This is a genomic window from Kushneria sp. AK178 (assembly GCF_053903105.1).
Genome location: NZ_CP096381.1, coordinates 2,144,712 through 2,156,725 on the forward strand (window position 1 = coordinate 2,144,712; position 12,014 = coordinate 2,156,725).

At 64.1% G+C, this 12,014-nt stretch carries 10 protein-coding genes and 1 other RNA gene; all 11 read right to left on the reverse strand.

Annotated features, from left to right (window positions below; genetic code table 11):
* Positions 1-4 precede the first annotated feature (4 nt).
* Complete coding sequence (murG, locus tag M1D97_RS09720; RefSeq protein ID WP_456267543.1) at positions 5-1,093, reverse strand: undecaprenyldiphospho-muramoylpentapeptide beta-N-acetylglucosaminyltransferase; 1,089 nt, start codon at positions 1,091-1,093, stop codon at positions 5-7.
* Positions 1,090-2,268: a putative lipid II flippase FtsW gene (gene ftsW, locus M1D97_RS09725; RefSeq protein ID WP_456267544.1), complete on the reverse strand. Its 1,179-nt coding sequence runs from the start codon at positions 2,266-2,268 to the stop codon at positions 1,090-1,092. The genes murG and ftsW overlap by 4 nt, the downstream gene beginning before the upstream one ends.
* Entirely contained in the window at positions 2,265-3,632 is a 1,368-nt protein-coding gene (murD, locus tag M1D97_RS09730) for a UDP-N-acetylmuramoyl-L-alanine--D-glutamate ligase (protein WP_456267545.1), read from the reverse strand. Before murD ends, ftsW begins: the two co-directional genes overlap by 4 nt.
* Positions 3,633-3,648: 16 nt before the next feature.
* Positions 3,649-4,731, reverse strand: a complete 1,083-nt coding sequence (gene mraY, locus M1D97_RS09735; RefSeq protein ID WP_456267546.1) for a phospho-N-acetylmuramoyl-pentapeptide-transferase — start codon at positions 4,729-4,731, stop codon at positions 3,649-3,651.
* Positions 4,731-6,116, reverse strand: a complete 1,386-nt coding sequence (locus M1D97_RS09740; RefSeq protein WP_456267547.1) for a UDP-N-acetylmuramoyl-tripeptide--D-alanyl-D-alanine ligase — start codon at positions 6,114-6,116, stop codon at positions 4,731-4,733. Before M1D97_RS09740 ends, mraY begins: the two co-directional genes overlap by 1 nt.
* Entirely contained in the window at positions 6,109-7,581 is a 1,473-nt protein-coding gene (locus M1D97_RS09745) for a UDP-N-acetylmuramoyl-L-alanyl-D-glutamate--2,6-diaminopimelate ligase (protein ID WP_456267548.1), read from the reverse strand. The genes M1D97_RS09740 and M1D97_RS09745 overlap by 8 nt, the downstream gene beginning before the upstream one ends.
* On the reverse strand, positions 7,574-9,319 hold the full coding sequence (locus M1D97_RS09750; RefSeq protein ID WP_456267549.1) for a peptidoglycan D,D-transpeptidase FtsI family protein: 1,746 nt from the start codon (positions 9,317-9,319) through the stop codon (positions 7,574-7,576). Before M1D97_RS09750 ends, M1D97_RS09745 begins: the two co-directional genes overlap by 8 nt.
* Complete coding sequence (gene ftsL, locus M1D97_RS09755; RefSeq protein WP_456267550.1) at positions 9,316-9,648, reverse strand: cell division protein FtsL; 333 nt, start codon at positions 9,646-9,648, stop codon at positions 9,316-9,318. Before ftsL ends, M1D97_RS09750 begins: the two co-directional genes overlap by 4 nt.
* Positions 9,649-9,653: 5 nt before the next feature.
* Positions 9,654-10,613 (reverse strand): 16S rRNA (cytosine(1402)-N(4))-methyltransferase RsmH, encoded by a 960-nt coding sequence (gene rsmH, locus M1D97_RS09760; RefSeq protein WP_456267551.1) that lies wholly within the window; start codon positions 10,611-10,613, stop codon positions 9,654-9,656.
* Between the two features lie 31 nt (positions 10,614-10,644).
* Positions 10,645-11,010: RNase P RNA component class A (gene rnpB / locus M1D97_RS09765), an RNA gene on the reverse strand.
* Between the two features lie 94 nt (positions 11,011-11,104).
* Positions 11,105-11,971, reverse strand: coding sequence for a 16S rRNA (cytidine(1402)-2'-O)-methyltransferase (gene rsmI / locus M1D97_RS09770; RefSeq protein WP_456267552.1), 867 nt, complete (start codon positions 11,969-11,971; stop codon positions 11,105-11,107).
* Between the last annotated feature and the right edge of the window lie 43 nt (positions 11,972-12,014).

Here is a 12,014-nt window from a genome sequence, read left to right on the forward strand (position 1 = left end):
CTGATTACTCAAAACCTGTCTCCATACAGCCCCGGGCCATGATGTCGGTTGCCTCCAGCTGCGCCACGCTTCTGGCACGCTGGCCCATTTCCAGCAGACGCTGCGCCTTCAGCAGTCCGGCAAGCGTGTCGCTCAATGTCTGTACGCTCATCTGCGCCTGGGGAATCAGCTGCGCCGCACCGGCCTTGACCAGATAATCTGCATTGATGGTCTGATGATCATCCACCGCATGTGGAAACGGCACCAGCAGTGACGCCCTGCCCGCCGCAGCCAGCTCGGTAACCGTCAGCGCGCCACTGCGACAGACCACCAGATCGGCCCATTCATAGGCCTTTGCCATATCGCCGATAAAATCGGAGACATTCGCCTCGACCCCGGCGTCCCGATAGGCCGCAATGGTGGCCGCCTCCTTGTCCCGACCGGCCTGATGGCGCACCTCGGGTCGGGCGTCGACGGCCATTAGAGCAAGCGCTGCCGGAACGCGCTCATTGAGCACCTGCGCCCCCAGCGATCCACCCACCACCAGCAGCCTCAGCGGCCGCCCCGAGAGCGTATCGAGTGCCCGCGGCACTTCTCCGATGGCTGCGATCTCCTGACGTACCGGATTGCCGATCACGACCGGATGATGCGCCTCGTCAAAGGTGTTCGGGAAGGCGGCATACACGCGCTGTGCCAGTCGTGCCAGCGCCTTGTTGGTCATTCCCGGCAGCGCGTTCTGCTCGTGAATGATCAAAGGCCTTTTCATCAGCCACGCCGCCAGACCGCCGGGGCCGCTGGCAAATCCACCCAGCCCGACCACCAGCGACACATCCAGTGAGCTGATGATGCGGCGCGCCTGATTGACGGCCTTCCACAGTCGCCATGGTGCCTTCAGCCAGCCGAGCGTGCCGTTGCCGCGCAGACCGGCAATCGAGACGTGATGCAGGGGGATGCCTGCCTCGGGCACCAGCGTGTTTTCGATACCGCGCGGGGTGCCCAGCCAGTGTACCTCCACGCCCTGCGCCTGCAGCGCGCGCGCCAGCGACAGAGCAGGCACTACATGGCCACCGGTCCCGCCGGCCATGATCAGCGCCTTTCCGGGTTGTCCTTTCATGCCGTGGCCTCCGTGGCGGTACTGCGTGAGCGCTTGCGCGCAGCGCGGCGACGCCCTCTTGTTTCACCATCCACGCGTAACAGCACGCCCACCATGACACCGCTGACCATCAGACTCGATCCGCCATAGCTCAGAAGGGGCAGCGTCAGCCCCTTGGTCGGCAACAGCCCCGCATTGACCGCCACATTGATAAAGGACTGCGAGGCGAAAATGATGCCGATGCCATAGCAGACATAGGCCGCAAAGAGATGACCGCCCTCCTCGGCATTGCGCCCGATGCGAAAGCAGCGAAAGACCAGAATGGTAAACAGTGCCACCGAACCCACGGCACCCAGCATGCCCAGCTCTTCTGCCAGTACCGAAAACACGAAATCGGTATGCGCTTCGGGCAGATAAAAGAGCTTTTGCACGCTGTTGCCCAGTCCCAGGCCGCTCCACCCCCCGCGACCGAACGCGATCAGCGCCTGGGTTAGCTGATATCCCGAGCCATACTGATTGGCCCACGGGTCCAGGAAACTGGAGATACGGGCCAGACGATAGGGTTCCGATATCGCCACAAGGACGCCGAGCGTCACCACGCCCCCCGTCAGCAGCATAAAACGCCATAGTGATGCCCCTGCCAGCAGCAGCACGCCCATGGTGGCCGCCAGCATGACGACCGCCGCGCCATAATCGGGTTCCAGAATCAGCAGAATGCACAGCGAAAAGGTCAGCATCAAGGGCGCCATGAACCCCCACCAGCTGCGCCGCAGTCGCGTCAGATGGCGCTCGGTGTAGCCGGCGATATAGATGATCAGACAGAACTTGGCGACCTCGGAGGCCTGCAGATTGATGGGCCCCAGATGAATCCAGCGCCGACTGCCGTTGACTTCTCGCCCCACGATCAAAACCGCCGCCAGCAGGATGGCGGCAATAAGTAAAAGCGTGGGACCGTTGGCCCGCCACCACACCGAGGGGATGCGCATGACCAGCAGCGCAATGGTCATGGCGGCCAGCACGAAAATGCCGTGTCGAATGCTGTAATACCAGGGATTGCCGGTCTGGCTGTTGGCCACTTCCGTTGACGCTGACGTCACCATGATCCAGCCGATGACCATGAGCGCAATGGCGGACAGGACCAGCCAGCCATCGATAACGTGGCGCTCGGTGGAAAAACGTTCTGCCAGAGATTTCATGAGTGAGGCTGCCACTGTTTGAGCCACGCGCAGAAAGCCTCTCCACGCGCTTCGAAGTTGTCGAATTGATCCAGGCTGGCGCAGGCGGGGGACAGCACTACGGCGTCGCCTGGCTGGGCCACATCCATCGCATGTTGCATGGCCTGTTCGAGCGTGTCCACGACCACCACCGTCACTGCCGCCCCCAGGGCACGGGCCAGCAGCGCCCGATCACGCCCGTAGACCACCACGGTTCTGGCATGACGGGCCAGCGGCCCGGCCAGCGGCGTAAAGTCGGCCCCCTTCCCTACCCCGCCGGCCAACAGGATCAATCGGCCGGCCAGCGTCACACCGATGCCCTCGATGGCGGCAAGCGTCGCCCCCACATTGGTGCCCTTGGAGTCGTTGATCCAGGTCACGCCATCGATATCGGCCACCCGCTGTGCCCGATGCGCCAGCCCCGCAAACCGCGCCACCGTACGAGTCATGGCATTGAGCGGCCAGCCCGCCTCCTGGCCGATGGCCAGCGCCGCCAGAACGTTGAGCAGATTGTGCTGCCCCGGCATCATGACCTCGCGCGCGGCCATCACCGGCCGCTGGCCCTGCATGAGCCAGACTCCGGCCTCGCTCTCGGCAAGCCCCCAGTCACTGTCGCCCTCGGGGCAGTCGCTGCCAAAGGAGACGACGCGTGTCATCTGCGCCGGGGCACAGGGCGTCGTGGCCGGGTCATCGCGATTGGTAATACCGATTCCGGCGCCATTGAAGATCTGCTGCTTGGCGCGGGCGTAGCCGGCCATGCCGTCATGGCGATCCAGATGATCACTGCTGAGATTGAGGTGAACAGCAATGTCGGCGCCGAGCTGCGGCGTGGTCTCCAGCTGAAAGGAGGAAAGCTCCAGCACGAAACACCCGGCCGTCGGCTGCTGTGCCAGCAGGGTCAGCGCCGGCGTGCCCAGATTGCCCCCTACCGCCACATCGATGCCGCTGGCGCGGGCCATCTCGCCGACAAGCGTTGTAACCGTCGACTTGGCGTTGGAGCCGGTGATGGCGATCAGCATGGGCCGCGGCGCCATCTCGTTCAACGCCTCCACAAACAGCGCCGTCTCGCCCACGACCTCAAGACCGGGACGTGACAGACCGGGCGTTCGGGGATCCACTCCCGGGCTTAAAATGACCCGGCCGGCGCCTTCAAGATCCAGTTCGCGCAGATCGCCACAGTGGGTCTCAACGTCCGGATAACGGCATCTGAACTCGTCAAGCCCGGCCGGCTGCGTGCGAGTATCGGCCATGATAAAGGGCTCATCCCGACGCGTCAGATGCTCGGCAATGGCAAGTCCCGAACGGCCCAGCCCGACAACAACACTATGTTTTGCCCCGATCAACATGTCAGCCGATGCCCTGTCAGCGAATTTTCAGGGTCGCCAGACCCAGCAGCACCAGCACCACCGTAATGATCCAGAAGCGGATGATGACGCGCGGCTCGGGCCACCCCTTCAATTCAAAGTGATGATGCAGCGGCGCCATGCGGAAGATGCGTCGGCCGGTCAGCTTGAAGGAAGCGACCTGCAGCATGACCGACACGGTTTCCATGACAAAAATGCCGCCCATGATGAACAGCACGATCTCCTGGCGAACGGCCACGGCCACGACCCCCAGCGCTGCCCCCAGCGCCAGCGCACCGACATCGCCCATGAAGACCTGGGCGGGATAGGTGTTGAACCAGAGAAAGCCCAGCCCCGCACCGATGATGGTGCCGCAGAACACGGCCATCTCCCCGGCGCCGGGGACCGAGGGAATATGCAGATACTCGGCAAACATGGCATTGCCGCTGGCATAGGCGAAAACCCCCAGCCCCATGGCGACCAGTACGGTCGGCATGATCGCCAGCCCGTCCAGACCATCGGTCAGATTGACGGCATTGGAGCTGCCCACGATGACCAGATACGTCAGCAGAATGAAAAAGGGACCGAGCTGAATCACGATACTCTTGAAAAACGGCACGATCAGGCTGGTCTCCACGGGAGATGCCGCCGTGACATAAAGCGCCACGGCCACGGTCAGACCGATGACCGACTGCCACAGATACTTCCATTTGGCCGGCAGGCCGCGGGGGTTTTTCTCGACCACCTTGCGGTAGTCATCCACCCAGCCGATGGCGCCAAAGCCCAGCGTCACCAGCAGTACCAGCCAGACATAGTGGTTGCCAAGATCCGCCCAAAGCAGGGTGGAAATGGCGATCGACAGCAGGATCATCACCCCGCCCATGGTGGGCGTACCGGCCTTGGAGAGATGAGACTGGGGGCCGTCGTCACGAATGGCCTGGCCGATCTGGCCGGCTACCAGCCGACGGATGACCCAGGGGCCTACCATCAGCGAAATCAAAAGCGCGGTCAGCGTGGCCAGGATCATCCGCAGGGTCAGATACCCGAAAACGGTGAAACTGGACTGGAAGGAAGCGAGCAGTTCAGCAAGAAAAAGCAACATTATGAGTCATCACCTGAAGAGTCTGATCGAAGTGCGTTGACCAGGCGGTCCATCCCGGCACTGAGGGAGCCCTTGATCAGTACGCTGGCCCCGGGGGGCAGTGACTGACGGGCAAAGTCGATCATCGAGGACCAGTCATCGAAATGATGGCCGCGCGCCCCCAGGGCCGTCGAAATCGCCCGGGCAGGCTCGCCGATGGTGACCACCCGATCAAGATCAAGGTCACGGGCGTAATATCCCAGCGCCTCATGCGCCCGGGCGCTGTAATTCCCCAGTTCCCCCATGGCACCGAGAAAGCACCAGCGCGGTCCCGGCCGCTGGGCCAGGGTATCCAGTGACGCGCGCATGGCGCCCGGGTTGGCGTTGTAACTGTCATCGATCAGCGTGGCGCCGCGTATGCCGGCCACCATCACCATCCGTCGGGCCACACCCTCGGCGCCGTTGAGCCCCGCCAGCACAGGCGCCGGATCACAGCCCATGGCATGGGCCACCGCCGCGGCACCCAGCGCATTCATGACGTTGTGACACCCCATCAGCGGCAGCGCCACCCGGCCGATCGCCTCGCCATCGATGACAAGAGTGAACCGATAAAAGCCCTCGTCGCTGACCATGTCGGTGGCCTGAACGCGGGCGGGCACATCGATGCCGAAATCCAGAATGTCGTGTTTTGAGGCCAGCGAGGCCCAGACCGGATAAAACCGGTCGTTGCGGTTGAGCACCGCCACGCCATCGGGGGACAACCCCGAGAGAAGCTCTGCCTTGGCCTGAGCAATATGACCGGCACTGCCGAACTCGCCGATATGAGCGTCGGTCACGTTGTTGATCAGCACCACATCCGGACGCGCCAGCGCCGCCGTCCAGGCAATTTCGCCCGTATGGTTGGCCCCGACCTCGATCACCGCCTGATGGCAGGTGTCGTCCAGCTGCAACAGCGTCAGCGGCACGCCGATGTCGTTATTAAGATTGCCCCGCGTGGCATGCGTGGGCGCGCTGCGCGACAGAATCGCCTCGCACAGGGCCCGCACGGTGGTCTTGCCGCTGTTGCCGGTAATGGCGGCCAGCCTCCCCGACCACTGCAGACGGTGATGACGCGCCAGCAGCCCCAGCGCCAGGCGCGTATCGGGCACCACCAGCTGCGCGATGTCCGACTCGACCGGCGCATCGACCACCGCAGCGATCGCGCCGCTGTCCCGGGCCGTGTCCAGAAAGTCGTGACCGTCAAAGCGCTCGCCGCGAAGGGCGACAAACACATCGCCCGGCGCAAAGTGGCGGGTGTCGGTGACGATGCGACAGGCAGCCGCGCGTCCGAAATCCCCCCCGGGATCGATGATGGCCTCGTCTGTCAGACACAGCGCCTCGATGATGTGTGCCGGCGTATTACTCATGCCAGTGCGCCTCCAGCGCCAGCGACGCCACGTCCATATCGCTGAAGGGATGGCGCACGCCCTGAATCTCCTGGTAGTCCTCATGCCCCTTGCCGGCCAGCAGAATCACGTCTTCCGCCCCGGCCTCGGCCACGACCTCGGCAATGGCCCGGGCGCGGCCGGGCACTTCCCTGACAGATGTGCCATCAGGCATCTCACTGATGATCATGCGACGAATCCCGTCGGGCGACTCGCCTCTGGGGTTGTCATCCGTCACCACGATCTCATCGGCCAGCAGCGCGGCCACACCGCCCATCAGGGGGCGCTTGCCACTGTCGCGGTCGCCGCCGCAGCCCAGCACGCACCAGAGCCTGCCCGGCACATGCTCGCGCAGGGCCAGCAGCGCATTGCGCAGCGCATCCGGGGTATGGGCATAGTCCACCACCACCACCGGTGCGCCCGGACGTGCCAGCAGCTGCATGCGACCCGGCACCGGCGCCAGTTGACCAGCGGCCTCGAGCAGGGCATCAAGCGAACTGCCCAGGCCGTACAGGGTGGCGATGGCCAGCAGCACGTTGTCCAGGTTGAAACGACCCATCAGCGGCAGCCTCAGAGTACGCTCGCCTTCCGGCGTCACGATCACGGCCTCAAGGCCGAGACGCTCTGCCTGCCAGCGGCGCACCTGAAAGTCGTGGGAGGCGTCGCTGCCGACCTTCAATACCCGCACCCCGTCGTGTGTTCCGGCCAGCATCAGGCGCGCCAGCGCATCGTCGCCGTTGACCACGGCCAGCTCGAGTTCGGGACGCTGAAAGAGTCGGGCCTTGGCAGCCGCGTAGGCCGCCATGCCGGGGTGATAATCCAGATGATCACGACTCAGGTTGGTAAAGACCGCAGCGCGAATCCGGCAGCCGCTCAGGCGCTGCTGATCGAGAGCGTGAGAGGAGGCTTCAAGCGCCACGCGCCCGGCCCCCGCCACCGCCAGTTCCCGCAGACGCTGCTGCAGCGAGATCGCATCCGGCGTGGTCAGCCCGGCGTGATCGAGCGCACCGGGCCGGCCGCTGCCCAGCGTCCCGATCATGCCGGCCGGCGCGGCCAGTGCCTCGCTGAGCGCCGCAATGTAGTGGGTGACCGAGCTCTTGCCATTGGTGCCGGTCACGGCAATCTGCTCGAGCGCCTCCGGCACGCCCGTTGCCAGTGCCGCGAGCTGACCCAGCCGCGCCGGGAGCGCCTCCAGCACCAGAAGATCATCGCCCTCTTCCGGCCAGGGCGCCGCCACCAGCGACAGCACTGCTCCTTGCTGGCGAGCCCGGTCAATATACTGACGACCGTCGACTCTTGTGCCGGGCAGGGCCACAAAGACATCGCCGGGTTGAACATGGCGTGAATCCAGCACCAGCCGCGCATCATCCGGCAGCTGCAGGGGGCCGGCCTCGGGCCAGAGCCGTGCAATGGCCCCGGCCAGCGTGCCGGTCGGCAAATCAGGCACCAGACGCCTCCTTGCTCTGATCATCGGGGGGAACGTCCAGAAGGCGCAGCGCGTTACCGGCCACTCTGGAGAAAATGGGAGCGGCGACAAGACCGCCGTAATACTCTTCGCCCTTGGGATTATCGATCGAGATCACCGTTACGATACGAGGGTTGCTCGCCGGCGCAATGCCCACGAAATTGGAGCGATAGGCTTCCTTCTGGTAGCCGGTATTGCCCACCTTGCGCACGGTGCCGGTCTTGCCGGCCACCCGATAGCCCTCCAGCGCCGCACGCGTACCGCCACCGCCGGGCTCGACAACCGTCTCCATCATGCGAATCAGCTGATGCGACGTTTTGGCCGACATCACCCGGTGCCCCTCGGGCGGCTTGTTCAGCTTGAGCAGCGAGGGTGGCAGCTGCATGCCGTCATTGGTAACCGCCGTGTAGGCGCTGGCCAGCTGCACCGCATTGACCGACAGGCCGTAGCCGTAGGAGAGCGTGGCCCTTTTGGCCCTGGACCAGCTAAAGGGAGACGGCAGGCTGCCGCTGGCCTCACCCGGAAAGCCCAGCCCCGTCGGATGCCCCAGCTTCATCGCGTCATAGACGTTCCAGATCGCATCCTCCGGCAGCGCCAGCGCCATGTGGGTCATGCCGATATTGGAGGAGTGGGTAATGACCCCGGTCATGTCCAGCTTGCCGAAGTTGCGGGTGTCCTTGATGGTGTAGCCATCCACCATCATCCAGCCGGGGCTGGTATCCATGGGCGTATCCGGGGTGAATTTGCCCGACTCGAGCCCCGCACTCATGGCCAGCGGCTTCATGACCGAGCCGGGTTCGAAGGCGTCGGTCAGCGAGCGGTTGCGCAGTCCTGCCGGATCCACGCTGGTGCGGTTATTGGGGTTGTAGGACGGCAGGCTGACCATGGCCAGCACCTCGCCGGAGTGCGCGTCCATCATCACCATGGTGCCGCTGTCGGCGTTGTGTTCGTTGACGGCCGCCTTGAGCTCACGATAGGCCAGATACTGCAGGCGCAGGTTGATCGACAGCGTCACGTCGCCGCCCGGATGGGCCTCGCGAATCATGTGCAGATCGCGCACCAGCTGGCCCTTGCGGTCCTGCAGCACACGACGCTGACCCGGACGACCGGACAGGTAGCCGTCAAAGGCAAGCTCGAGGCCCTCCTGACCGTGGTCGTCGATGTTGGTCATGCCCACCAGCTGTGAGGTCACCTCGCCGGCCGGATAGTAACGCTTGTATTCGTGACGGCCATTCACACCGGGGATATCAAGCGCCAACACCTGATCGGCAGGCTCGGGCGTCATCCGACGCCTGAGATACATGAACTCCTTGTCACGATAGTTCTCTACCCGGGCCATGAAATCGGCGGGCGGCTCACCCAGCGCTTCGGCCAGTCGGGTCAGCTGTACCGGATCCTCGGGGAGATCCTGCGGATTGGCCCACAGCGTGACGACCGGCGTAGAGACCGCCAGCGGCTCGCCGTCGCGATCGGTAATCATGCCGCGGTGAGCATCGATGCTCTGCACCCGGATGGTTCTGGAGTCCCCCTGCCCCTGCAGAAACTGGTGGTCGACCACCTGCAGATAGACGATACGTCCCACCAGCACTGCCATGGCCATGAAGATGATCGCCAGCACCACCCGATAGCGCCAGATCGGCATGGCGGCGACGTGACTGGCCGCCGTCTCGCCACCCTGCATGCGCGCATTGCGCCCCACTCGGCGATGCTGTTCGCTCATGGCCGCATGACCCTGGTGTGATGAACATCCGGCACATGCATCTCGAGACGATCACGGGCCAGATTTTCGATACGTGACGGGGTTGACCAGGTGCTCTCTTCCAGCAGCAGACGGCTCCAGACCGTCTGGAGCTGGTCGTGCTGACGCTCCATGGTCTGCAGCCGCGCATACTGGGAGCGCGTATGATAGGCCGTACTGATGACCCCCAGCGCTGACAGGATGACCAGTACCAGCAGCACCAGAATGATGCCGTGCACAAGGGTCAGGCGAAGGCGAAAGGGCCACTGCCACTGCCTGCGCGATGACGTTTCCCGGGTGCGCTCAGCCATGCCGACTATCCTTTTTGTCCCAGCTTGCGCGCCACACGCATGACCGCACTGCGGGCGCGGACATTGAGGCCGGTCTCCTGCTCACCGGGGCGTATGGCCTTGCCGACGGGGGCCATGTCGCGATGAATCTGGTCTTCCCGCAGCGGCATGTTGCGCGGCAGATGCTGATCACCGCGGGACTTGTCACGAATGAAGCGCTTGACCAGACGATCTTCCAGCGAATGAAAGCTGATGACCACCAGACGTCCATCCGGCGCCAGCGCCTCGAGTGCGGCATCAAGGGCACGCTCGAGCTGGCCCAGCTCATCGTTGAGATGGATACGAATGGCCTGAAAGGCGCGGGTGGCAGGATGGCGCCCCTTCTCCCATGCCGGATGCGCCGTTTTCAGAATCTCGGCCAGTTCCACGGTCCGGGTGATGGGCGCTTCCCTGCGCCGCTCGACCACGGCGCGTGCCAGACGCTTGGCAAAACGCTCCTCGCCCAGGCGCTTGAAAACGTCAGCAATCTCGCGCTCCGGCGTTTCGGCGACCCACTGGGCCGCGCTGATGCCGGTATCGGGGTCCATGCGCATGTCCAGCGGACCATCGCGCATGAAGCTGAAGCCGCGATCGGCATCATCAAGCTGGGGAGAAGAGACGCCGACATCCAGCAAAATGCCGGAAAGCCTGCCGTGAACGCCCTGCCGGCGCGCCACGTCGCCCAGATCGGCGAAGGTGGCGCGAGCCATGCAAAAGCGCGAATCCTCGATGGCCGCCGCGGCGGCGAGCGCCTCCGGGTCGCGATCGATGGCGACGAGACGCCCCTGATCACTCAGCCGGTCAAGAATGGCGCGGGAGTGCCCACCGCGGCCGAAGGTGCCATCCAGATAGAGGCCGTCCGGTCGCTGAACAAGGGCATCGACGGCACCCTCAAGCAGGACGCTTTCATGCTTGTGGTCTTGCCGGATACCTGGGGTCTGATTCATGAAGGCTCAAGGGATGTTTCAAGGGAAAACAGGTGGGAGTCGGCCTGTAAGCCGGGTTCTGTCGAGAACAGTCATTCCTCTAGGACGTTCGTCACCGAACGCCTCAAGCAACCTACCCGAACCCGACGCGGGCCACGCCAATGGGTTCCTATTCGGTCTTGCTCCGGATGGGGTTTACCGTGCCACGACCTGTTACCAGGCGCGCGGTGCGCTCTTACCGCACCCTTTCACCCTTGCCGTCGGCACCGGGAGACCCGGTGCCGCTTGGGCGGTCTACTCTCTGCTGCACTTTCCGTCGGCTCGCGCCGCCCAGGGGTTACCTGGCATCCTGCCCTGTGGAGCCCGGACTTTCCTCCCCCGAACCCGAAGGTCCGGCGGCGACTGTCCGGCCGACTCCCAAGCGCGCAAGAATATCAGTGCCGAACCCCGGCTCCAAGCGCGTTAACCATTTTTATCCTTGCGCCGGGCCGTCCGTGACGCCCTGGCAACAATTATTTACGTAATCCACCGTCCTTGAGCTGCTGCGCACGCTGATACCAGTCGCCCTTGCGGCCGCCGAGAATGCGCGCTGCCACACCAGCCGCCTGCTTGACCCCGACGCCCTCTTCCAGCAGCGACGACAGCAGCCGGTCGCCATCGACCTGACCGCTGTCCGTGGCCGTCCTTTCCGGCGCCGGTGCCAGCATGACCACGAATTCGCCACGCATCTGGTCGGCATCGATGGCCATGCGTTCAAGCAGGCTGCGCGCCGTTCCCTGCAGAAAGGTTTCAAAGGTCTTGGTCAGCTCGCGGGCGATGACCACGTGACGCTCACCGCAGACGGTTTCGATGTCTTCAAGAAGCTGACGAATACGATGGGGCGACTCATACAGCACCAGCGTCACCGGCAGCTCGACGACATCGCCGAGACGCTGGCGTCGCCCCGACCCCTTCGCCGGCAGAAAGCTCTCGAACAGAAAGCGCTCGGTCGGCAGACCGGCTGCGCTCAGCGCCGTGATCAGCGCGCTGGGCCCCGGCACAGGAATGACGGTGTAATCCGCCTCCCGCAGGGCCTGCACCAGACGATACCCCGGATCCGAGATCAGTGGCGTTCCGGCATCACTGATCAGGGCCACCTGCTGGCCCGCATCAAGGGCCTGTCTGATACGCTCGATGCGCGAGGTTTCATTGTGCTCGTGGAGGGACATCAGCGGCACACGTATGCCGATATGATCGAGCAGACGCACGCTGTGACGGGTATCCTCGGCCGCAATCAGATCGGCCTGTGCCAGGGTATCCATGGCACGTCGGGAGAGGTCCTCAAGGTTACCAATCGGGGTAGCAACCACGTACAATGCGCCCTTGCTAAAACTATTCATGTCATCACACTACGCTGGTTCGGACGCGCCATTGCTTTCGGAT